General features: G+C 58.7%; 25 protein-coding genes. 9 read left to right on the forward strand and 16 right to left on the reverse strand.

Annotated features, from left to right (window positions below; translation table 11 throughout):
- The first annotated feature begins 3 nt into the window (after positions 1-3).
- Entirely contained in the window at positions 4-489 is a 486-nt protein-coding gene (locus DGA31_RS10345) for an FKBP-type peptidyl-prolyl cis-trans isomerase (RefSeq protein WP_056841666.1), read from the forward strand.
- Between the two features lie 122 nt (positions 490-611).
- Complete coding sequence (locus tag DGA31_RS10350) at positions 612-1,094, forward strand: glutathione peroxidase (protein ID WP_109512458.1); 483 nt, start codon at positions 612-614, stop codon at positions 1,092-1,094.
- On the opposite strand, the gene DGA31_RS10355 is transcribed toward DGA31_RS10350, so the two are convergent.
- Positions 1,063-2,265, reverse strand: coding sequence for a glycosyltransferase family 4 protein (locus tag DGA31_RS10355; RefSeq protein WP_109512459.1), 1,203 nt, complete (start codon positions 2,263-2,265; stop codon positions 1,063-1,065). The two genes, DGA31_RS10350 and DGA31_RS10355, sit on opposite strands and share 32 nt — an antisense overlap.
- Before the next feature lie 534 nt (positions 2,266-2,799).
- Between DGA31_RS10355 and DGA31_RS30210 the strand changes: the two genes are divergently transcribed.
- Entirely contained in the window at positions 2,800-3,003 is a 204-nt protein-coding gene (locus DGA31_RS30210) for a flagellar protein FlhE (protein ID WP_241509560.1), read from the forward strand.
- A gap of 45 nt (positions 3,004-3,048) precedes the next feature.
- Here DGA31_RS30210 and DGA31_RS30215 read toward each other — a convergent pair whose 3' ends face one another.
- From DGA31_RS30215 to cysZ, 3 genes are all read right to left on the reverse strand, one after another.
- Positions 3,049-3,681: a hypothetical protein gene (locus tag DGA31_RS30215; protein WP_241509561.1), complete on the reverse strand. Its 633-nt coding sequence runs from the start codon at positions 3,679-3,681 to the stop codon at positions 3,049-3,051.
- A gap of 40 nt (positions 3,682-3,721) precedes the next feature.
- Positions 3,722-4,354 carry a hypothetical protein gene (locus tag DGA31_RS30220; protein ID WP_241509562.1) on the reverse strand — a complete coding sequence of 211 codons (633 nt, stop codon included), beginning with the start codon at positions 4,352-4,354 and terminating at the stop codon, positions 3,722-3,724.
- A 312-nt stretch (positions 4,355-4,666) separates the two neighbouring features.
- On the reverse strand, positions 4,667-5,422 hold the full coding sequence (gene cysZ, locus DGA31_RS10375; protein ID WP_109512460.1) for a sulfate transporter CysZ: 756 nt from the start codon (positions 5,420-5,422) through the stop codon (positions 4,667-4,669).
- A gap of 262 nt (positions 5,423-5,684) precedes the next feature.
- Here cysZ and DGA31_RS10380 point away from each other — a divergent pair, with 262 nt between their 5' ends.
- Positions 5,685-6,284, forward strand: a complete 600-nt coding sequence (locus DGA31_RS10380) for a peroxiredoxin (RefSeq protein WP_056841662.1) — start codon at positions 5,685-5,687, stop codon at positions 6,282-6,284.
- A 122-nt stretch (positions 6,285-6,406) separates the two neighbouring features.
- The gene (gene trxB, locus DGA31_RS10385; RefSeq protein WP_056841661.1) at positions 6,407-7,369 is read left to right on the forward strand and encodes a thioredoxin-disulfide reductase; all 963 of its coding nucleotides are present in this window, start codon (positions 6,407-6,409) and stop codon (positions 7,367-7,369) included.
- A 63-nt stretch (positions 7,370-7,432) separates the two neighbouring features.
- Here trxB and DGA31_RS10390 read toward each other — a convergent pair whose 3' ends face one another.
- From DGA31_RS10390 to DGA31_RS10420, 7 genes are all read right to left on the reverse strand, one after another.
- Positions 7,433-7,771, reverse strand: coding sequence for a HopJ type III effector protein (locus tag DGA31_RS10390; RefSeq protein ID WP_109512461.1), 339 nt, complete (start codon positions 7,769-7,771; stop codon positions 7,433-7,435).
- Positions 7,764-8,057, reverse strand: coding sequence for a DUF1244 domain-containing protein (locus DGA31_RS10395; protein WP_109512462.1), 294 nt, complete (start codon positions 8,055-8,057; stop codon positions 7,764-7,766). Before DGA31_RS10395 ends, DGA31_RS10390 begins: the two co-directional genes overlap by 8 nt.
- 46 nt (positions 8,058-8,103) lie before the next feature.
- A complete protein-coding gene (gene folX, locus DGA31_RS10400; RefSeq protein WP_056841658.1) occupies positions 8,104-8,475 on the reverse strand; it encodes a dihydroneopterin triphosphate 2'-epimerase in 372 nt (123 codons plus the stop codon).
- Complete coding sequence (folE, locus tag DGA31_RS10405; RefSeq protein WP_056841657.1) at positions 8,475-9,038, reverse strand: GTP cyclohydrolase I FolE; 564 nt, start codon at positions 9,036-9,038, stop codon at positions 8,475-8,477. The genes folX and folE overlap by 1 nt, the downstream gene beginning before the upstream one ends.
- A 22-nt stretch (positions 9,039-9,060) precedes the next feature.
- Positions 9,061-9,771, reverse strand: a complete 711-nt coding sequence (gene folM / locus DGA31_RS10410) for a dihydromonapterin reductase (protein WP_056841656.1) — start codon at positions 9,769-9,771, stop codon at positions 9,061-9,063.
- 183 nt (positions 9,772-9,954) lie between these two features.
- Positions 9,955-10,524, reverse strand: coding sequence for a putative antibiotic biosynthesis monooxygenase (locus DGA31_RS10415; RefSeq protein WP_109512463.1), 570 nt, complete (start codon positions 10,522-10,524; stop codon positions 9,955-9,957).
- A gap of 165 nt (positions 10,525-10,689) precedes the next feature.
- The gene (locus DGA31_RS10420; protein WP_056841654.1) at positions 10,690-11,304 is read right to left on the reverse strand and encodes a hypothetical protein; all 615 of its coding nucleotides are present in this window, start codon (positions 11,302-11,304) and stop codon (positions 10,690-10,692) included.
- Positions 11,305-11,535: 231 nt separating this feature from the next.
- Here DGA31_RS10420 and DGA31_RS10425 point away from each other — a divergent pair, with 231 nt between their 5' ends.
- Entirely contained in the window at positions 11,536-11,988 is a 453-nt protein-coding gene (locus DGA31_RS10425; RefSeq protein ID WP_056841653.1) for a flavodoxin, read from the forward strand.
- Between the two features lie 11 nt (positions 11,989-11,999).
- Here DGA31_RS10425 and DGA31_RS10430 read toward each other — a convergent pair whose 3' ends face one another.
- The 4 genes from DGA31_RS10430 to DGA31_RS10445 all read right to left on the reverse strand — a co-directional run bounded on the left by DGA31_RS10430 (position 12,000) and on the right by DGA31_RS10445 (position 16,133).
- The gene (locus tag DGA31_RS10430) at positions 12,000-13,334 is read right to left on the reverse strand and encodes a hypothetical protein (RefSeq protein ID WP_152035014.1); all 1,335 of its coding nucleotides are present in this window, start codon (positions 13,332-13,334) and stop codon (positions 12,000-12,002) included.
- A gap of 99 nt (positions 13,335-13,433) precedes the next feature.
- Positions 13,434-13,889, reverse strand: a complete 456-nt coding sequence (locus DGA31_RS10435; protein WP_109512465.1) for a hypothetical protein — start codon at positions 13,887-13,889, stop codon at positions 13,434-13,436.
- A 347-nt stretch (positions 13,890-14,236) separates the two neighbouring features.
- Positions 14,237-15,481: a hypothetical protein gene (locus tag DGA31_RS10440; RefSeq protein WP_109512466.1), complete on the reverse strand. Its 1,245-nt coding sequence runs from the start codon at positions 15,479-15,481 to the stop codon at positions 14,237-14,239.
- A 199-nt stretch (positions 15,482-15,680) separates the two neighbouring features.
- Positions 15,681-16,133, reverse strand: coding sequence for a hypothetical protein (locus DGA31_RS10445; RefSeq protein WP_109512467.1), 453 nt, complete (start codon positions 16,131-16,133; stop codon positions 15,681-15,683).
- 445 nt (positions 16,134-16,578) lie between these two features.
- Here DGA31_RS10445 and DGA31_RS10450 point away from each other — a divergent pair, with 445 nt between their 5' ends.
- On the forward strand, positions 16,579-17,115 hold the full coding sequence (locus DGA31_RS10450) for a hypothetical protein (protein WP_056841648.1): 537 nt from the start codon (positions 16,579-16,581) through the stop codon (positions 17,113-17,115).
- 8 nt (positions 17,116-17,123) lie between these two features.
- Here the strand turns inward: DGA31_RS10450 and DGA31_RS10455 are convergent, their stop codons facing one another.
- Positions 17,124-17,927 carry a SirB1 family protein gene (locus DGA31_RS10455; protein ID WP_056841647.1) on the reverse strand — a complete coding sequence of 268 codons (804 nt, stop codon included), beginning with the start codon at positions 17,925-17,927 and terminating at the stop codon, positions 17,124-17,126.
- 353 nt (positions 17,928-18,280) lie between these two features.
- Here DGA31_RS10455 and pdhA point away from each other — a divergent pair, with 353 nt between their 5' ends.
- Positions 18,281-19,381, forward strand: coding sequence for a pyruvate dehydrogenase (acetyl-transferring) E1 component subunit alpha (gene pdhA / locus DGA31_RS10460; protein WP_109512468.1), 1,101 nt, complete (start codon positions 18,281-18,283; stop codon positions 19,379-19,381).
- Positions 19,371-20,357: an alpha-ketoacid dehydrogenase subunit beta gene (locus tag DGA31_RS10465; RefSeq protein WP_109512469.1), complete on the forward strand. Its 987-nt coding sequence runs from the start codon at positions 19,371-19,373 to the stop codon at positions 20,355-20,357. Before pdhA ends, DGA31_RS10465 begins: the two co-directional genes overlap by 11 nt.
- Positions 20,358-20,368 lie beyond the last annotated feature (11 nt).

The following is a 20,368-nucleotide window of genomic DNA, read 5'->3' on the forward strand; positions in this document are numbered from 1 at the left end:
CTCATGCCTATCGCTGCCAAAAAGGCTGTCTCCATCGACTATACCCTGACCAACGATGCTGGTGAGGTCATCGACAGCTCGTCCGGCGGCGCGCCGCTGGTGTACCTGCACGGTGCCGGCAACATCATCCCGGGTCTGGAAAAGGCGCTGGAAGGCAAGGACATCGGCGATGAGCTGAACGTTTCCATCGAGCCTGAAGATGCCTACGGTGAGTACTCCGCCGAACTGGTCAGCACCCTGAGCCGCAGCATGTTCGAAGGCGTCGACGAGCTCGAAGTTGGCATGCAGTTCCACGCCTCCGGCCCTGATGGCAGCATGCAGATCGTGACCATCCGCGATCTGGACGGCGACGATGTCACCATCGACGGCAACCACCCTCTGGCCGGCCAGCGCCTGACCTTCCAGGTCAAGGTCGTGGCGATCCGTGAAGCCAGCGAAGAAGAAATCGCGCATGGCCACGTCCATGGCGAAGGTGGCCATCACCATTGATTTGTGTCCGGCAGCGATCCGCTGCTAGGCTCGGATAACCGCCAGGGCGTCCAGGCAGGTCTGCATGATATGCAGCTTGCCGGACGCCTTTTTTGCGGCCATGGATCTGAAGGGGGTGAGACATGAGTGCTTTTCACGGCATTAAGCTGAACGGGCTGGATGGCAAGGAACTGCCATTGGCGCCGCTCAAGGACAAAGTGGTGCTGGTGGTCAACGTTGCATCCAAATGCGGCCTGACACCCCAGTACGCCGCACTTGAAAGCCTGTACAAGCAGTACAAGGACCGGGGGTTCAGTGTCCTGGGGCTGCCCTGCAATCAGTTTGCAGGCCAGGAACCGGGCAATGAGCAGGAGATCCAGTCGTTCTGCGAGCTCAATTACGGCGTGACCTTCCCGCTGGGCGAAAAACTCGACGTCAATGGCCCGCATCGTCACAAGCTCTATGTGCAACTGGCCGGCGAGGGGGCCGAGTTTCCCGGCGATATCACCTGGAATTTCGAAAAATTCCTGATAGGTCGCAATGGTGCCGTCATCCACCGGTTTTCGCCGCGTACCAACCCGGATGATCCGGCCATCATTGCGGCGATCGAAAAGGCGCTGGGCTGATAACCGGTGCTGTACCGGGTTGGTTGTGTTCAGGCGGGCACACCGCGTACAGCTGCCGCTCGAACTGCTCGATGATGCTGTTCCAGCCCTGGCGGCTGGCGTGTTGCCTGGCATTGAGCCGCACCCGGCGCAGGGTTTCGCTGTCCTCGAGCAGCCAGCGGGCGGCATCGATGAACGCCTCTTCATCACCGGGCATGGCCAGCGCGCCGTTGTGGCCATGACGGATGTGCTGCCCGGCGGCGGCCTCGTCGTAGGCCACCACCGCCAGCCCTGACGCCAGTGCTTCAAGTACCACGTTGCCAAAGGTTTCGGTCAGGCTGGGAAACAGAAACAGGTCGCCTGAGGCGTAATGGGTCGCCAGCACCTCGCCGCGCTGTATCCCGCAAAAGATCGCCTCTGGCAACTGCGCCTGCAATGTGGCCCGCTGGGGCCCGTCGCCCACCACGATCAATTTCAGACGATGCTGCGGGTAGCTGTCGCTCAACGCTTCAAAGCTGCTTTTAAGCAGTCCCAGATTCTTTTCCGATGCCAGCCGGCCAACATGCAGCACGGCGATTTCATCCGCGTGCAGCCCCCAGTGTTCACGCAAGGCCTGGGAGCGTTTTGACGGCGTGAACAACTGGCTGTCCACGCCTCGCGACAACAGCTCGACGCGCTCGAAGCCGCGGCGCTCCAGTTCCAGTTTCTGACTGACACTGGGCACCAGCGTGGTCCGCGAACGATTGTGAAACCAGCGCAGGTAATGGGTCAGCAGACGCGTCACGAAGCCCATGCCGTACTGCTGGCTGTATTGCGGGAAGTTGGTATGAAAGCCACTGATGACCGCAATCCCCAGCCGACGCGCCGCCCGCAATGCCGACAGTCCCAAGGGCCCCTCGGTGGCGATGTACAACACATCGGGCCGGCGTCGCTGCCAGCGCCGCAGCAACTTGTGCATCGACGCCTGGCCCCATTGCAGGCCCGGATACCCGGGGATCGGCCAGCCACGGCACAGCATCAGATCCTGCGGCGCCTCGGGCGCCGGCTCATTGCCCTGGCGCGGACGAATCAACTCCACCGTATGCCCGCGCAGCCGTAACCCATCGCACAACCGCCCCAGCGTGTTGGCGACGCCATTGATCTCGGGGCCATAGGTTTCAGTGATCAAGGTGACATGCAGGAATGTGCTCATGAAAACCAGTGTCGGCAGGAAGGGTTGCGGTTGCGTGGCGGTTTTGTGATGGGTTTGTGACGCAGAGGGGCGTTAGTCACTGAACAATGTTTTTGCTGAATGGCTCGATTCATGTCAACGAGCCTACAGGGCGAGTTTTAAATGCTCATGTCCATGTAGGAATTTTCTGTAATTTTGGTTTAAGCGAACTCAGGTATTGCGGCACAACGCTTTCTGAATAACGTCGGGGGGTATCAGGTTAATCAATCTGATTATCAGGTTTTCGCGAGTCATGGATTCGTGGGGACACACTCGACACTGTAAGGAAGCATAAAATTAACTTTGACTTTAAAAAGTCGAAACGGATTCGTTCGGTCTCGATTATTGGATGTATAACATTGGGCCTTTCGTCCATGGCAATGGCGGGCAACTACAGTTCGTCTGTAACGCTGCCGACGGCCCATTCAAAGGGATATTTATATACTGCCAATATTCCGGTTTCTGGAAGGCCTCCCGCAGGGGGGGCGAATCACTGACGTTAGCTGGACCTGGAATGTGATTGGCTGGCCGCGAGACTTGGAAGTGCAATTGTGCACAGGACAAAATAATTGCCTCGACGTCTCCCGGCAGCGTTCTGGATCGACACGGTACTTTGCAGGTTATCCTGCGCAGCAAAAATTCTACTTTTCACTCAGGATAGGACAGTCCGGCCACGTGCCCCTTGCAGGGCAGCAGGGGCGTATCACGGTAAGTTGGTAACAGGCTTTGGTAACCCCCCGGCCTCAAGCGCTGGGGGCTATGAGCTTACCAATTAGCCATGTCGCGAAATCGCTGCGGCAGTGCATCGTTGAAGTCCAGGATCTTTTCCAGAATGACTGCCGCTGGCGTGCCTTTCATCAACTCGGACTCATAGAGTTCTGATCGCTGCTTTTGCATGAGTTGCAGGTTTTTCTCGAACCAGGCCGTGGATTCGTCATTGACGATTTCGCCTGAGCCGCAATAGCGGATAACAGGGTAATAAGACATATCGACACCTTGCCCATTCAATGAATGATAAGCGTATCCTCTTGCAAGGTCTGCCGCTTCGGCAGGATCGTTGGCGGCCTTATCCAGCAGGTATTGCCGCCATTCGCTTCCTCTGGGAATTCGTGTATGGGTTTCAAAACTATCATGTGCCTGTTCAACGACCTTGGCGCGCGGCCCTTTGCACGTCACGTTGACAAACGGAGAGTCAGTGTCTGCCCGCCTGGAAAACCACATGTGTTCCAATCGGATTCCATCAGTGCGCGATGCAGGTGAAGCTTGCGTGACGGCGTGTGGCTTCTCGGACATCAGCCCCTGCAGTATCTGGCTGAAACCGGAGGCCGGGGAAGTTGGCCTGGCTGTTCCATGACTGACGTGGGTTGTCGATACGGCAGATGATCCATTGACGTTCATGGCATTTATTCCTGGGTCTATTCAACGCTCAAAGAGCAAATTACCAAAAGGCCATGTCGCGAAAACGCTGCGGTTGTGCATCGTTGAAATCCAGGATCTTTTCCAGAATGACTGCCGCTGGTGTGCCTTTCATAAGCTCTGACTCATAGAGTTCTGATCGCTGCTTTTGCATGAGTTGCAGGTTTTTCTCGAACCAGGCAGTGGATTCGTCATTGACGATTTCGCCTGTCGCGCTATAGCGAATGGTCGGGTATTCGGATAAATCAAGGATCTGTCCATTCAATGAGTTAAAGGCATATTTTCTTGCCAGGTCTGCCGCTTCGGCGGGATCGTTGGCGGCTCTATCCAGCAGGTATTGCCGCCATGCGCTACCTCTCTTGATTCCGGTTCGTGTGTCCGCGTCTTCATGTGTCTTCACGACTACCTTGGCACGTGGACCTTTGCAGGTCACGTTGACAAACTCGGGTTCAGAATCCGTACGCCTGGAAAACCGCATGTGTTCCAATCGGATTCCATCAGTGCGCGATGCCGGTGAAGCTTGCGTGACGGCGTGTGGCTTCTCGGACATCATCCCCTGCAATACCTGGCTGAAACCGGAGGCCGGGGAAGTTGGCCTGGCTGTTCCATGGCGGACGTAAGTTGTCGATACGGCAGATGATCCATTGACGTTCATGGCATTTCCTCTTGGGTTCACTCAATACCCCAAGAGCAAATTGGATGCCAGGCGTCGCATGTAGACCGCCAGAGCCTGTAATAGCGCCAGGGCCGGTCTTGTCAGGCTGTATAAATCGGGAAAGATACAGTGGAATGCAGTCGGCAAGTTTATGCCTGTTGCGGAAGTGGCTTGCCGGAAAGAGGTATTGAAGACGATAAGTGGTTCGGGTAGTTTTCTTTTTTGTTTGTAGGATATTTCTTTATTTGGTCTTTTAAGTGGTCTGTTTAATAAAGTAGAGCAAGGGCTGCACGCCCTTGCTCCGTATCACATTCAACCCCGCACGCCCGCCACTTCTTGCGCGCCTCGCTCGCGCACCCAGAACAGCGTCGCCCCGGCCACCGCCGCCGGCATCATGAAAATATTGACGAAGGGCACCAGCAGTGCGGCATACACGCAACCGCCGAAGCTCAGGCTGGCCCAGCGTTTGGCGCGCAGCCAAGCGAGCATGTCCTGCCAGCTCATCTTGTGGTTGTCGGCCGGGTAGTCGATGTACTGGATCGCCATCATCCACACCCCGAACAACAGCCAGAGCGGCGCGGCGATGATATTGACCACCGGGATGAACGACAGGATGAACAGGGCGATCATCCGCGGCAGCATGTAGCCCAGCTTGCGCAGTTCACGCGACAGGGTGCGCGGGATCATGGCCAGCAGTTCGGCCCAACTGAACGGTGGCGAGTCGTCGATGCCGCGCACCACCGCTTCGACTTTCTCGGACAGAAAACCATTGAACGGCGCGGCAATAATGTTGGCCAGCATCGTGAAGGTGAAGAACACCATCAGCAGCACCAGCACCACGAACAGCGGCCAGAGGATATAGCTGAGAAAGCTCAGCCAGTGCGGCAGGGTCGGCATGAAGGTGTCGACCCACATACTGAACTGGTGCAGCGACAGATAGACCAGGCCGCTGAACAGCAGCAGGTTGATGCTCAGGGGCAACAGCACGAACAGGCGCAGGCCCGGACGCATGATCAATTGCAAGCCTTGAACCAGGTATTGCGGGCCGGTGAGGGCAGGTGCGGGCATTATGCTCTCCGAAAGGTGCAGACCGTTTGACCTTACCGGCTTTGGCAGTGCGGTAAAAGGGGCACACACATGACCCTGACCACTCGTTGATAGCCATTCGCGATTGCTGCGCGCCTGGCGTAAAATGATGCCTCGGCGTTTTGTGCATAGGCGAAGTCTATGAGGTGGATTGTGAAACGAAATTTCCTTAATCTTCGCCACCCCGATAGGCTAGCGATCACTTTCCTCACCTAGCCTTCCCACTTCTGATTTGGAGCCCATCATGAGCGTACTGGTCAATAAGCAAGCCCCTGATTTCGATGCCGCCGCTGTTCTGGGTGACGGTTCGATCGTCGACAGCTTTACCCTGTCTTCGCTGCGCGGTAAATACGTCGTGCTGTTCTTCTGGCCGCTGGACTTCACCTTTGTCTGCCCGTCGGAAATCATTGCCCACAACAACCGCATCGCCAAGTTCCGCGAGCTGGGTGTTGAAGTGGTCGGCGTGTCCATCGACTCGCAGTTCACCCATCACGCCTGGCGCAGCACGCCGGTCGAGAAGGGCGGCATCGGCGAAGTCGAGTTCACCATGGTTGCCGACGTCAAGCACGAGATCACTCGCGCCTATGGCATCGAGCACGACGCCGGCGTGGCCCTGCGTGCCTCGTTCCTGATCGACAAGGCCGGTGTGGTTCAGCACCAGGTGGTCAACAACCTGCCACTGGGCCGTGATGTCGACGAGATGGTCCGTCTGGTCGAAGCGCTGCAGTTCACCGAAGAACACGGCGAAGTCTGCCCTGCCGGCTGGCGTCCGGGCCAGAAAGGTATGAAGGCCGACGCCCAGGGCGTCGCCGACTACCTGGCCTCCAACGCCACCGCCTTGTAAGGCCTGCGGCTGCGGTAACGACCGCAGCCGCCCCATTTTGCGATCCGCGCACAGGCTGCGCGGGTCCATCCCGCTAAACCGTTGCGACGTCGGCGTAAATGGCCGGTCGCCAGGAGTGTGTCATGTCTGATGTACGTCATTCCCGAGTGATTATTCTCGGCTCCGGCCCTGCCGGCTACAGTGCGGCGGTCTACGCTGCCCGTGCCAACCTCAAGCCGCTGCTGATTACCGGCATGCAGGCAGGCGGTCAATTGACCACCACCACCGAAGTCGACAACTGGCCGGGCGACCCCCATGGCCTGACCGGTCCTGCCCTGATGGAGCGCATGCGCGAGCACGCCGAGCGTTTCGAGACTGAAATCGTCTTCGACCACATCAACTCCGTGGACCTGGCCGGCAAGCCGTTCAGCCTCAAGGGCGACAGCGCGACCTACACCTGTGACGCGCTGATCATCGCCACCGGTGCCAGCGCCCGTTACCTGGGCCTGCCGTCGGAAGAGGCGTTCATGGGCAAGGGCGTTTCGGCGTGCGCTACCTGTGACGGTTTCTTCTACCGCAACAAGCCGGTCGCCGTGGTCGGTGGTGGCAACACTGCCGTCGAAGAGGCGCTGTACCTGGCCAACATCGCCAGCAAGGTGACCCTGGTGCACCGTCGCGAGACCTTCCGCGCCGAGAAGATCCTGATCGACAAGCTGCATGCCCGTGTGGCCGAAGGCAAGATCGAACTCAAGCTCAACGCCACGCTCGATGAAGTGCTGGGCGACAACATGGGCGTGACCGGCGCGCGCCTGAAGAACAACGATGGCAGCAGCGACGAGCTGAAAGTCGACGGCGTGTTCATCGCCATCGGCCATACGCCGAACACCACGCTGTTCGAAGGCCAACTGGCGCTCAAGGACGGCTACATGGTCGTGCAGGGTGGCCGTGAAGGCAACGCCACTGCCACCAGCGTGGACGGTGTGTTCGCTGCCGGCGACGTGGCCGACCACGTCTACCGCCAGGCCATCACCTCGGCCGGTGCCGGTTGCATGGCGGCCCTGGATGTCGAGCGTTACCTGGACGGCCTGGCCAACGCCTCGTTCTGATAGCGTTCCATGCCCAACAAAAAACCGGCCTCGGCCGGTTTTTTGTTGGGTCAGGCTTGGCGTTTACACGCGCACCAGCGGCTCAGCCTCGAATTTCACGCCGGCCAGGCCATGCTTGATCAAGGCACGAATGTTGGCGTGGTCATGGCCTTCAGGCGTGGCCTGAACCGAGCGGTAGTGCTCGCCGAAGGCCAGCAGCGCTTCTTCATCGCTCAGGCCTTCAAGCAGGGCCAGGCCCAGGGTCTTGCACGAGCCTTCGTTCTGGCCGGCGGCGTTGTCCACCTCACCGTTGCGAAAGGCTTGCGGTTGGTACGCATACCCTTGGGCAATGAACGCCAGGGTGTCGGCAAAGGCGTGTTGGCCACTGCGCAGGCTGTCGCGCAGGGTGGTCAGGTCAGTCATGCTTGGGTTCCTTGAAGGCGGCCAGTTGTTCGGCGCTGGCTTCTTTCTGGTAGAGCGATTTCCACTCGTTGTAGGGCATGCCGTAGACAACTTCGCGGGCGTCGTCGAGGCTGACGTCGACATGGCGCTCGTCGGCGGCGGCCTTGTACCACTTCGACAGGCAATTGCGGCAGAAGCCGGACAGGTTCATCAGGTCGATGTTCTGCACGTCCTTGCGGCTGTCCAGATGGGCAACCAGTCGGCGAAAAGCGGCAGCTTCAAGTTCCAGGCGTTGTTGGTCGGTCATCTCAAATGCTCGCTCGATGCGTTGGGGCTTGCCATGATAAAGCGGTTCAACGCTGGGCGGCGAGGGTGATCGACACCGACTCGGCGAAGCGCAAGGCATGCGGCTTGTCGACTTCGACCTCGGCGTAGGTCACCGCCGTGTGGCTCATGACCAGGTCGAGCACTTCCTGGGTCAGGCGTTCCAGCAGCGCGAAGCGATTGCCTTCGACATGCTGGATGATGGCCTTGGTGATGGTGCGGTAGTTCAGGGCGTGATCGATGTCGTTATCGCGCACCGCCTCCTGGGCGGCATAGCAGATCGTCAGGTTGATCAGTACATCCTGCTTGTTGAGGATCTCGTCTTCATTGATGCCGATAAACGTGCGCAGGCGCAGGTCCTTGACCCGAATGCGCGCAGTACCTGGTTCAAGCTTGGCCATTAACCCTTGCTCCGTCCGATCAGTTGCAGAAATTCCATGCGCGTGGTGCTCGATTCACGGAACGCGCCCAGCATCACCGAGGTGTTCATGGTCGAATTCTGCTTTTCGACACCGCGCATCATCATGCACATGTGCTTGGCTTCGATGACCACCGCCACGCCGGCGGCCTGGGTCACGCCCTGGATGGCCTCGGCGATCTGCCGGGTCAGGTTCTCCTGGATCTGCAGGCGGCGGGCAAACATGTCGACCACCCTGGCGATCTTCGACAGCCCCAGCACCTTGCCGGTCGGAATATAGGCCACATGCGCCTTGCCAATGAACGGCAACAGGTGATGCTCGCACAGCGAATACAATTCGATGTCCTGGACGATCACCATCTCGTCGCTGTCGGAGGAGAACAGGGCGCCGTTGACGATTTCATCAAGGCTCTGCTTATAGCCGTGACACAGGTATTGCATGGCCTTGGCAGCGCGCTTGGGGGTATCCAGCAGACCTTCGCGTTCTGGATCTTCACCCAGACCCACGAGAATGTCTCGGTATTGCTGTGGCAGGGATTCGCTCATTATCGGGATCCTCGGGGGTGGCCTACTTGAGATGCCGTCCACCGTTTACGGTCAGGGTTGTGCCGGTCACATAAGGTGTGTCGAGCAGGTAGCGCAGGCTCTGGTAGATCACCTCGGCACCGGGCTCGATCCCCAGTGCCGACTTGGCCAGGGTCTTGGCGCGGTACGCCGCGTCGTCGTCGGGTTGGAACATCAGCAGGGCCGGGGCGATGCCATTGACCTTGATGCGCGGCGCCAGGCGCGCAGCGAACGACAGGGTCAGGCTTTCCAGGCCGGCCTTGCTGGCGCAATAGGCGGTGTGTTTGCTGCTGCCCTTGCGGATCACGTCATCGCTGATATGCACGATGTCGGCAACCTGGCTGCGTTGCAGCAGTTCGGCACCGTGCAGGTTGATCAAATAGGGCGCCAGCATGTGGATACTGAACATCCGGGTAAAGACTTCTGCTTCATGGCCCGGGGTCTCCGCCAACCATTCAGAGGCGTTGTGCACGATGGCGCGCAGGCAGTCAGTGTGCGCTTTCAACTGGTCGATGAATGCCATGATCCCGGCTTCGCTGGCAAAGTCGGCAGGCAGGGCGATAGCGCCCGCCGCGCGCAGTTGTTCAACGCCAGGGCGCAGGGTGCGGTAACTGATGATCACCGGCTGGCCTTCTTCGAGCAGGCGCTGCGCACAGTGCAGGCCGACGCGCTGGCTGGCGCCGGTGATCAGGATCGGTGCAGGGCTGGAGGCCATCGACAGTTCACGAATTCAATCAGGCGGGAAAATGGGAACAGCTTCCTGATACGTGCAGGAAGTCGGCAATCAGTGGCAAAGTTATACCAATGCCGAACGCTGTACAACCTTGGCACCGCGTGTCGAGCGAGGGGCCGAGATCTGTTGCCGGTATCGGATCCGATACCGGCCAGATGAGCGCTGTCAGTGTGGAGAGGCCGATTCGGTGCGATTACGCGGCAGAGAGGGCGTGGCGTTCAGCCAGGGTGCCAGCAGGCGGGTCGACAGCGGGATGAACAGGTACACCATCAACGGGGTGAGAATCAGCGTACTGAACATGATGCGGGGCATCAGCTCCAGTTGGCTGAGGAGCGGCCCCAGGATGAAATTGAACAGCAGCGACACCGGAAAGAACGCCAGCCAGATGGCCACCGCCTGTTTCCAGCGTGGCGGACGTGAACCGGCCGCGCCAAACCAGCCGGCAATGCCGCTGGCACGATGCTCCGAAGGTTGGTCGAACAGGCCATTGCCACGCACCAACCAGGCGCGTCGTGAAGCCGAATGCTCCCAGGCGTGCAAGGTGTGCGCATCGGCAAAGCGGAAAATCATCTGGAATTCGTTATCGCCAGGCGGTGGGGCCAATACACCCGAGCCCAGATAACCGGGAAAGTCGGTGGCCAGGCGTTCGCCTTCATGCAGCCAGGCAAGGAGTTCCTGATAGCGGCCGTGGGCAACACGGCGGGCCACCAGCAAGGTGACGGGAGCGGTAGACATTGTGTATCTCCATGGCGGTATGAGGCTCCCGGGTAGGGAACTCATCAGGCACGGCGCCGGGGTGGTGGCAACGTGTCAGCTTCAGACAGGAAGCAAGCAAGGATTATTCCTGAAATCCTGCAACAAACCATGAAAATTTAAATGCCCGGCCAGAAACGGCCTGTATCAACCCACCAGCGTATGCACGGCCGGGTGCAGCCGGCGATGTTCGCCCAGCATGTACTGGCGCAGGCGCTCGCTGTCTTCGGGGTATTTTTCACTGAGGTGATAGGCCGCCATGCCTTTTTCGGTCATGCGTTCAAGGCGCCCGCGCATGGCGATGGGTGGATGGCCTGCCGGATTAAACCAGGCCGAGAAGTGCCGTGGCGGGTTGCCCTTGCGGCGGTACTCGATCAGGACGCCCTTGAACGACACCTCATGCACCCACAGGGCGGTCAGCACACCCTCGTCGGTTTCCAGCGGAATCGGCGTGGGCAGCACCAGGCGCCAGGGACGAATCTGCGGGCCTTCTTCATAGATGCTGGGCGTGCCGACCTGCAAACGCTGGGCGTGAAACTCATCCTCCACCATTTGCAGTGGAAAGCTGATTTTCTGATTGTTGAACCGGGCCTGGATCGTCACCTGTTCACTGGCCGCCAGCCGGGCCAGCAGGTCCTGGATCTGGATGCCGCCGTTGACGACCAGGTTGCGTGTCGAATCGCGCACGTTCAACTGGGGGTTACGCTGCATGCCCAGAATGAAATCCAGTTCGTCCTGGGTCAGAATTGTTTCAGGCTGCATGATGAAACCCGGATCGATCCGTAAGATGGGAAAGAGACCACGAAATGACGATCATGTTAGAACCGTTGGTCATTTTGTCACGGCGATTTTTCAAGACATGCGCTTCGGCCCAGGGGGGATCGATGTACAGGCATGTGCACCGCTGCCGTGGCGGATCATCCTGTTGCACGAGCCGGTCAGGCGAATGGTGCATAATATGCCTCAATTTTTAGCCTGGCACGGGAATCCTCAATGAAAATCGCCATCCTTTCCGGCACTGTCTTTGGCTCGGCAGAAGATGTCGCCCGGCATGCCGGCGCGCTGCTGCGCAAGGCCGGTCACGACGTGTTATTCAACACGCGCCTGACCCAGGCCGAGCTGCTGGCTTTCGAGCCCCAGGCGTTGCTGGCGGTGACGTCGACCACCGGCATGGGCGAGCTGCCCGATAATCTGCAGCCGCTGTACTACCAGTTGCGCGACACCCTGCCGGCCGCGCTGCGCGGTTTGCCCGGCGGCGTGATCGCCCTGGGCGACTCCAGTTACGACGACACTTTCTGCGGCGGCGGCGCGCTGATGCGCGAACTGTTCGGCGAACTCGGCATAAACGAAGTGCAGGCCATGCTGCGCCTGGACGCCAGCGAGAGCGTCACCCCGGACACCGACGCCGAGCCCTGGCTGGCCGGGTTCATCGCCGCGCTCGGCTGAGGCTGACCGAATCAGGGCCTGCGCACCCGGCCCTGGGTTTTCATTTTCATGAACAGGTAGTCGAACAGGGTGAGCAGGCGGGGCCTGGCGGGTTTGCCGCCGATCAGGCCTTCGAAGGGGTTGCTGGAGGCTTTTGGTTCGGTCGTATTTTCGGGTGTTTTCTCGATCTGTTCCGGGATACCGGTGACAGGGTTCATGACATAGCCTGCGGCTTTGCCGGTGGCGGTAATCGTCCAGACGCCTTGCCGGTTAATGAGCACAGGCTCCTCACGTGGCTGAAGCCTTATCGTCTCGCAAGCGTGGACGATCTTGTCTGTGACTTTGGGGTCTCGGGTATAGGTTTTGAAGCGCGTGTCGAGCGCGTAGTCTTCGCCAGTGTCGGCGGAGAATTTCATTACCATGGCTTCAAGAAAGCCGGGGTCACCGCTATAGCTGTAGGGACGAAAGCCCGGATCAAGAGCGAAGCGCACAAATCCCTTGTCCAACAACGTGCTGTTAATCGCCGTGCCGCCCAATACGCGCTGGGCAGTGGTGGCATGGGCTGCGGTGAAGGTAACGCTTAATTGTCGGCCCTCACCATCGTACCTGTGACCATCATTCATGTTACGCAGAACACTGCCATTGTCATGCCTGCGATAAACAGCAATATCCCTGGCCAGGTCGTCGACATACCTTAAGTCTGCACCTTGTACCTGAGCGTAAGCGTATACATGAGAAATCAGACGACGATCCAGTAAGGTAAGAAAATCGACGTCCGGATGACTGATGTTTTCCAGAAGATAACCGTCCGCCTTATCGCGCACCGGACCTTCGTGTGCGTCGTACAGACGTGAGACCAAGAGGTCATGGCCCGCCTGATTCATGTCATCTGTAAGAAGGCTTGTTCGATGCGGGGTGTTCGCTATCTGGAGCGCCTGCCAGGCCGCCCGGCGTTCATTGACCGTAAAGGTATTGTTGGCATCAAAGGCAATCAGAGTCAGTTGATCCACTGGCATGGCTTTGAATGGGTTGCTGTCCAGACCATTACTGAAATCAGTGGCCTGTCTGGCACGGGCTAGCAAACCGATATCTTGAGTGGCAGGTTGCTCTGCGTCATGCCGGGCCTTGTTGGCTTGATAGCGGTCGCCTGTGAGTTGTTCCAGTAATGCAGCCCGCTCATCGAGGCTCAACGCTGTGTCACGGACGGCGGCGCGAGTAGAGGCCTTGCTCATTTGAAGTGCTGTGGCAGAGAGTGATTCTTGAGGGGCAGGAACGTTTTTTTCTGTGCCGGAAGGACTGGCGACAGGAGGACGTGTGACCTGTGAGAGACCAAGGGCAGGCAGAGTATTGCGGTTGGTAATAATCATGGATTTTTCATCCGCGTTATTGAATGCTTCCAGGAACCTGAAGGATTCATGTAGGCCCAAAGGCACTCCCATCTTGGTATGAGCAAGGAGTGCCCGGCGTCATTGATAAGCAATACGGAGCGAGATCATGTCGTTGCCAGCAGGGCTGATGGTTTGTCGATCCCCCTGAATTTTATGGATAATCTGGACAGTCGACTCATGGCCAAACCGTAATGAATTGAATTTGCTGGATGTTCCTGCTGCGCCCGGGAGTGCATCGTCACAGATTTTTACTTGGCCTCTTCCTTCCCCATAGGGGTAATAGCACACCTCTAGTTGTTCAGTAACGTTCGCGTAAGGGTAGCGTGTGGCGTTCCAGCTTAGCTGCTCAAGCTTCATAGGGGCAGCCGATAACGTTCTTGGCAAGTCTGCGAACTTCACCCGGAAATAAGAAGCTGCGCTGTCATGATTGACGAGTCGAATCGTTCTCGGCGCAGAGACTTTGTCGATAGTAATTTCCTGCCCATGGCTATAGGCAGATACCAGAATGAGTGCGGTGCAGAGTAAAGCTTTCATGATGTATTCCTTTTTTGTTTTTGGCTTTTTTCGCAAAGCGACGGGCCTGGTTTCAATCCATGACACTGATGTGTCTACGCATTGGAAAACTTTAAGCATACTCTTGGTGACTTTGCTGTAGGTCTTGAGCTGAAAGTTATGTAGGGTTATTCAAAGGGGCTTCTGGGCGTGAGCTACTGTTGTTATGTCGAAAAATTTCGATGCTGTACCTCTTTGTGTTAAAAAATCTTAAGGGCATTCGGTCAGGTTTGTTGTAGTCCCTACTCCGTAAGTGGTATGGGAATCTTCTGTTTGTTCATTGGTTTTGAACGGGTCATCATCGTAGCGCTTGGCTGATGCCGACTGAATCAAGGCCTGCGCACCCGGCCATGGGTTTTCATTTTCATGAACAGGTAGTCGAACAGGGTGAGCAGGCGGGGCCTGGCAGGTTTGCCGCCGATCAGTCCTTCGAAGGGGTTGCTGGGGATTTTGGGTTTGGCGGGTGTTTCGACGGCGCTTTCGATCTTTTCCGGAATGCCGGTCACTCGGTTCAATACATAGCCTTCAGCCTTGCCGGTGGCGGTGATTGTCCAGACGCCCTCTTTATTGATCAGCGCAGGCTCCCCTCGTGGCTGGAATCTTATTGTCTCGCAGGCGTGCACGATCTTGTCCTTGATTTTGGGGTCTCGGGTGTAAGTCTTGAAACGACTGTCAAGTACGTGCTCTTCGCCGTCTGTGCCGGAGAACTTGAGGATCATCTGCTCCAGAAAGCCCGGATCGCCCCCATTGTGGTAAGGCCAGATACTCGGGTCGAGGTTATAGCGTACAAACCCCTTGTCCAGCAGCGTGACGTTGATCGCAGCGCCTCCCAGCACGCGCTGGGCGATGGCAGCATTGGGGGCGGTAAAGCTGAAGCTCAATTGGCGACCCTGTTCATCATAGCTGTGCCCTCCATTGCTGTTGGCCAGGACACGCCCATCGTCATGCCGGCGATAGTCGGCAAGATCCCAGGCCAGATCATCCACGTACTTCAAGTGCGCACCTTGTTCCTGGGCATAGGCATACATGTGGGAAAGCAGGTAGCGATCCTGGCGTGTCAGAAAATCAACGTCGGGAACACTGATGGTTTCTCTGAGCAGGCCATGGGTCTTGTCGCGCTCGGGTCCTTCATGCCCGTAGAACAGGCGTGAGACCAGCACGTCATGGCCCTGCTGATGCTTGCGGGTCGTGAGATTTTCTCGAGGCAGCGTGTCGTTGGGCTCAAGGGCCTGCCAGGCCGCCCTGCGCTCGTTGACGGTAAAGGTGCTGCTGTCGTCATGGGCAATCAGCTTCAATTGATCCGGTGCCATGTTCTTGAACGGATTGACGGCCAGTCCGTTACTGAAGTCGGTGGCCTGCCTGGCACGGGCCAGCAGGCCACTGTCCTGTGTGTCAGGTTGCTCGGCATCATGCAGGGTCTTGCGGGATTGATAGGCCGCGCCTGTGAGTGGCCGTAATGTCGCAGTGATTCGCGAGTTCCGTTCATCAAGTGTTGCCGTCTTGTCACGTTCAGCCGCACGAACGGCGGCTTCGCTCAGTTGCTGAGCCGTAGCAGAGAAGTTTTCGGTGACCACGGGTGTTGTGGTGTGAGGCAGCAGGGATGTTTTCGCACTCGCGTCTGGCGGCAAAGAAGAAACGACAGGCAAGGTAGAGCCAGAGATGATAAGCATAGAGTTTCTTCATCCTTTAATTGGATCTTCAGGAAGACTGATCGAACAAGCAGAATGCCGCGATATCCAGGGCACTCCGATGGCTCGGGAGTGCCCTGGGTTATCAATAACTGAAACGGATGGTTATGCGGTCATTGCCGGCAGGACTGATCGTTTGTCGATCACCGCTCACGCTATGGATAACCTGCACGGCAGACTGATGACCAAAGCGTAATGAACGAAATTTATCCGACACGCCCGGAGCATTGAGCGCTACCTCTTCTTCGCAGGTGCTGGGCTTGCCGACGCCATCCCCATACGGGAAGTAGCAGATTTTGATCTTTTCAGTAATGTTGTAAGGGTAGTGAGTGGTTTTCCAGCTGATGTTTTCAACTTTCATGGGGGGCGACAGCGGCACCACTGGCAAGTCCGAGAATTTTACATGGAAGTAGGAGGCTGCATTGTCATGGTTGACGAGCCTGATGGTTCTGGGCGCAGAGGATTTTTCAAACGTGGACTCTCCCGCATAACTGCAAGCAGAAGCCAGAATGAGTGCGGTGCAAAGCAAGGTTTTCATGATCTATTCCTTTTTGTTCGGGATGGCCTTTTACGCGCAGCGTAAGGCCTGGGTTTCAAAAGGCGACACCAAGGTTCGGCGTAGTAAGAAACCTTTAAGCATGCCTGAAAGTTTTTTGTTGTAGGGGCTACGCTGAAAAGTGTGTAGGAATATTCTTTGCGGATGATAAGTGTGCGCTATTTGGCTTTTTAAGCGGCGTGGTGGGCTGTCTGGTCTCTATGCGAAGTGGGAGTAAGGGGCACCTCTAAAAACTACCTGCGTTGTCATCGCCTACGTTTTTAGAGGCACCCTAAGGCGGACAATTAATTGTTGTTCAGGGTGGGGTGTGTAGGTGTTTTCTTTTTGCTTTGTAGGTTTCGTATGGTTTTTGGTTTCGCCATTAATTAGTTCGAAGAATCTCCGATAGTCCTGATTGCCATCCGCGTATTCATCAGGAGTCATCACCATGTCAAAACCCCTCTGGGGCGATCTTCCGCCCGTGCTTATCAAATCATCCTCAGTCAAGAAAAGCCCCGTCATGCCCTCCAGCGGACAAGCTCTGCAAGTGCTCAGTGAAGTAGGCGAAAACGCCATTGCGCTCAATGCGCAGGCCATGGAAAAGCTGAACATGAAGCCCCTGTTCAAGGGTTTCAATCCCGAGCACATCACGCCCCGGGATCTCAGCCGGGCAGGGATGCTGTTGTACAAGTCCGGCTTCATCGACAATCTCACCGCCGATCTCATGAGCCGCACCGGCGCCGAGTTCGACCCGAGCGGCAAGGTCATCAATGCCGATGAGCCGATCAATGCACTGGAGTTTCTCGCCAACCAGATCGTGGTCATGAAAGAGAAGGGGTTATGGGGCGACGCGTATGCGCAGACATTAATGCCTGATTACGTGCGCGCTATCCATGTCATCCAGAACCTGCAGGTCTTCGCCCAGTCTGGCGACAGTTATGAAATGCAGAAGGCCAGGATGGCCCAGAGAAACGGCACCGCCTAGCGGGTGCCTCAGTGCAGCGCACGGCTGCCGGGTAACTGGCTCAGCCGGGCACTCAGCCGCAGGCGCTGCAACGGGTCGTCGCTCAGCAGCAGGGCGTGTTCGAGGTCGAAGCGTTCGGCCTGGGGACAGTCGAGGGTCTGGTACAGGCTGGCGCGGGCCATGTGGTCGCTGCTGGTGGCTTCGCCGAGTTCGACGATGCGGTTGGCGTCCTTGAGCGCCGAGAGAAAGTCGTCGTTGATCTGGTGCAGATGACGCAGGTTGCGCGACATGCGCTGCAGCAGGCTCAAGGGGCTGGCGCGCTGCATGTGTTCGACGCGCAAGGTCATGTCGGGGCCGTACTGGCGCACCAGCAGTTCACGGCAGTCCCTGGGGTACAGGCGCCGGCCGCTGCAGGGGTCCAGTACATGATCGGCGCCGGGCACGCGCAAGAGGAAATGGCCCGGAAAATTCACCCCCTCCATGGGAATGTCCAGGCGCCTGGCAAGTTCCATGGCCACCAGCGCCAGGCCCAGCGGCTGGCCGCGACGGCGCTGGACGATCTTGTGCAACAGGGCTGATTCGGGCCTGGGCGGGTTCCACTCATCCTGCTGAAAGCCCAGGCTGCTCAGTTCACGCAGCAATGGCTGGGCCAGTTCGGTGACCGGCAGCACGGGCAACCGGGCGTTGATCTGGCGGTGCAGCCGGTCCATGTCTTCATGGATGTGCGGTGGGCTGAAGCTGGAATCGTGCTCGGCACCGATCCATAGCGCGGCTTCGAATACAGCCATTGGCGTGCGTTGCGCACAGGCCAGGCATTGTTGACGTGGAGTCATGATTTCCCCCCGCTCTTTCCCTGTTCAAACCACTGTCAAGTCGACACGCTCATGTTGTAGCCCTCTGGCCGGGTTTCGTCCAGCGCTGGCCGTATCGGCATGTGTACAGCTCTGTTCAAGCCACATACACGTCAGCCAGGCCGGGCATATTTTTTGAACCCGGCTACGATTGACAGAAGGTCCATGGCCAATCTCGGGCGCACCTGGTGCTTATCCATGCCACGCGTTCGAGCCCTGGCAAAGAGTCCCTTGAATGTCGGCCAGCGCACCATTATCCGGTGCCGCCCGGCGGTTCCATGCAGCCACAAGCTGCGAACCATGAGATCACGCCCCCTGCGTGTCTGGAGTCGGTAATGCCCAATAACAACAATGAGCTTGCGTACACCCGCTACCTGGCCCCCGATGGCCGCCTTATCGGACCGCTGCCCGGCTGGGCCGATGATTTCAACCTGCTGACCCGGCTGTATCGGCACATGGTGCTGACCCGGCTGTTCGACCAGAAAACCGTCGCCCTGCAACGCACCGGCCGCATCGGCACCTTTGCCCCGACCCTGGGCCAGGAAGCGATTGGCGTGGCCATCGGCAGCCTGATGCAGGCCGAAGACGTGCTGGTGCCTTACTACCGCGACACCGCCGTGCAACTGATGCGCGGCGTGCGCATGGACGAGATCCTGCTTTATTGGGGCGGCGACGAGCGCGGCAGTGCCTACGCCGAGCCCGCGGCAGCGCAGGATTTCCCGCTGTGCGTGCCCATTGCGACCCAGGCCTTGCATGCCTGTGGCGTGGCCAGTGCCTTCAAGGTGCGCGGTGAGCACCGGGTGGCGGTCACCACCTGTGGCGACGGCGCGACCAGCAAGGGCGACTTTCTTGAAGCGCTCAACGTCGCCGGCGCCTGGCAGTTGCCAGTGGTGTTCGTGATCAACAACAACCAGTGGGCCATTTCCGTGCCGCGGCGCATCCAGTGCGGTGCCCCGACCCTGGCGCAGAAGGCCATCGGCGCCGGATTTCATGGCGAGCAGGTCGATGGCAACGACATCCTCGCGGTCTACGACCGCATGCGCATTGCCCTGGACCGGGCCCGCAAGGGCAAGGGGCCGGTGTTGCTCGAATGCCTGAGCTACCGGCTGGGCGACCACACCACCGCCGACGATGCGACCCGCTATCGCTCGGCCGAAGAAGTGCGCCAGGCCTGGCAGGAAGAGCCGATCAAACGCCTGCAAAGCTTCATGGCCAGCCAGGGCATCTGGGACGAGGGGCGCGAACAGGCGCTGATCGCCGAGTGCCAGGTCCAGGTGCAGGACGCCGTCAGTGCTTACGAAAGCCGCGCCCCCCAGCCACCCGAATCGGCCATGGACCATGTCTATGCCCAATGGCCGGCCGCCCTGGCCGAGCAGCGCGAGTGGTTCATGGAACGGGTCGCACGGCGTGAAGGGGGGCAGTCGCATGAACAATGACAAGATCACCTTGCTCGAAGCGGTCAATATGGCCTTGCACCGGGCCATGACCGAAGACGAAAACGTGGTGGTGCTGGGCGAGGATGTCGGGGTCAACGGCGGGGTGTTCCGGGCCACCCAGGGGTTGCGCGACAGTTTCGGCTTCAAGCGCGTGATCGACTCGCCGCTGGCCGAAACCATGCTTGGCGGCCTGGCGGTCGGCATGGCTGCCCAGGGCCTGAAACCGGTCATGGAAATCCAGTTCCTGGGCTTTATCTATGCGGCCATGGAGCATCTGGTGTCACACGCCAGCCGCTTGCGTAACCGCACCCGTGGCCGCCTGACCTGCCCGATGGTACTGCGTGCGCCGATGGGCGCCGGCATTCGCGCACCCGAGCATCACAGTGAAAGCACCGAAGCGTTGTTTGCCCATATCCCGGGCCTGCGCGTGGTCATTCCCTCATCGCCGGCCCGGGCCTATGGCCTGCTGCTGGCGTCCATCGACGACCCGGACCCGGTGATTTTCCTCGAGCCGACCCGGCTCTACCGCATGAACCCGCAACCGCTGCTCGACGATGGCAAGCGCCTGCCGCTGGACACCTGCTTCACCTTGCGTGAAGGCAGCGATATCACCCTGATCAGTTGGGGCGCCAGCGTGCACGAAACCCTGCAGGCGGCCCAGGCGCTGGCCGAGCGGGGCATTTCGGCAGAAGTCATCGACGTCGCCTGCATCAAGCCACTCGACCTCGACACCCTCGAGGCCTCGGTGCGCAAGACCGGGCGTTGCGTGATCGTCCACGAAGCGCCGCGCTCGTGCGGAGTGGGTGCCGAAATCGCCGCCAGCCTGTACGAGCGCGCCTTGCTCGACCTGCAGGCGCCGATCCAGCGCGTGACCGCCCCGGACATCCCGCCGCCGCTGTACCGGCTGGAGCAGCTGTACATGCCTGGCGTCGAAGACATTCTGCACGCCTGCGACACCGCGCTGGACTACGCCTGAACCCGAGGAGG

This window comes from Pseudomonas ovata, assembly GCF_003131185.1.
Taxonomy (GTDB): Bacteria; Pseudomonadota; Gammaproteobacteria; order Pseudomonadales; family Pseudomonadaceae; genus Aquipseudomonas; species Aquipseudomonas ovata.

Bases quoted from the DNA above. Each gene is read 5' to 3' on its own strand.
- DGA31_RS10455 (WP_056841647.1), bottom strand. From the start codon at position 17,927: ATGACTCCACGTCAACAATGCCTGGCCTGTGCGCAACGCACGCCAATG.
- DGA31_RS10430 (WP_152035014.1), bottom strand. From the start codon at position 13,334: ATGATTATTACCAACCGCAATACTCTGCCTGCCCTTGGTCTCTCACAG.
- DGA31_RS10415 (WP_109512463.1), bottom strand. From the start codon at position 10,524: ATGTCTACCGCTCCCGTCACCTTGCTGGTGGCCCGCCGTGTTGCCCAC.
- DGA31_RS30215 (WP_241509561.1), bottom strand. From the start codon at position 3,681: ATGAACGTCAATGGATCATCTGCCGTATCGACAACCCACGTCAGTCAT.
- DGA31_RS10465 (WP_109512469.1), top strand. From the start codon at position 19,371: ATGAACAATGACAAGATCACCTTGCTCGAAGCGGTCAATATGGCCTTG.
- DGA31_RS10425 (WP_056841653.1), top strand. From the start codon at position 11,536: ATGAAAATCGCCATCCTTTCCGGCACTGTCTTTGGCTCGGCAGAAGAT.
- DGA31_RS30220 (WP_241509562.1), bottom strand. From the start codon at position 4,354: ATGAACGTCAATGGATCATCTGCCGTATCGACAACTTACGTCCGCCAT.
- DGA31_RS10445 (WP_109512467.1), bottom strand. From the start codon at position 16,133: ATGAAAACCTTGCTTTGCACCGCACTCATTCTGGCTTCTGCTTGCAGT.
- DGA31_RS10380 (WP_056841662.1), top strand. From the start codon at position 5,685: ATGAGCGTACTGGTCAATAAGCAAGCCCCTGATTTCGATGCCGCCGCT.
- DGA31_RS10355 (WP_109512459.1), bottom strand. From the start codon at position 2,265: ATGAGCACATTCCTGCATGTCACCTTGATCACTGAAACCTATGGCCCC.
- folE (WP_056841657.1), bottom strand. From the start codon at position 9,038: ATGAGCGAATCCCTGCCACAGCAATACCGAGACATTCTCGTGGGTCTG.
- DGA31_RS10420 (WP_056841654.1), bottom strand. From the start codon at position 11,304: ATGCAGCCTGAAACAATTCTGACCCAGGACGAACTGGATTTCATTCTG.
- DGA31_RS10345 (WP_056841666.1), top strand. From the start codon at position 4: ATGCCTATCGCTGCCAAAAAGGCTGTCTCCATCGACTATACCCTGACC.
- pdhA (WP_109512468.1), top strand. From the start codon at position 18,281: ATGCCCAATAACAACAATGAGCTTGCGTACACCCGCTACCTGGCCCCC.
- DGA31_RS10435 (WP_109512465.1), bottom strand. From the start codon at position 13,889: ATGAAAGCTTTACTCTGCACCGCACTCATTCTGGTATCTGCCTATAGC.
- folX (WP_056841658.1), bottom strand. From the start codon at position 8,475: ATGGCCAAGCTTGAACCAGGTACTGCGCGCATTCGGGTCAAGGACCTG.
- folM (WP_056841656.1), bottom strand. From the start codon at position 9,771: ATGGCCTCCAGCCCTGCACCGATCCTGATCACCGGCGCCAGCCAGCGC.
- DGA31_RS10350 (WP_109512458.1), top strand. From the start codon at position 612: ATGAGTGCTTTTCACGGCATTAAGCTGAACGGGCTGGATGGCAAGGAA.
- DGA31_RS10450 (WP_056841648.1), top strand. From the start codon at position 16,579: ATGTCAAAACCCCTCTGGGGCGATCTTCCGCCCGTGCTTATCAAATCA.
- DGA31_RS10395 (WP_109512462.1), bottom strand. From the start codon at position 8,057: ATGACCGACCAACAACGCCTGGAACTTGAAGCTGCCGCTTTTCGCCGA.
- DGA31_RS10390 (WP_109512461.1), bottom strand. From the start codon at position 7,771: ATGACTGACCTGACCACCCTGCGCGACAGCCTGCGCAGTGGCCAACAC.
- cysZ (WP_109512460.1), bottom strand. From the start codon at position 5,422: ATGCCCGCACCTGCCCTCACCGGCCCGCAATACCTGGTTCAAGGCTTG.
- trxB (WP_056841661.1), top strand. From the start codon at position 6,407: ATGTCTGATGTACGTCATTCCCGAGTGATTATTCTCGGCTCCGGCCCT.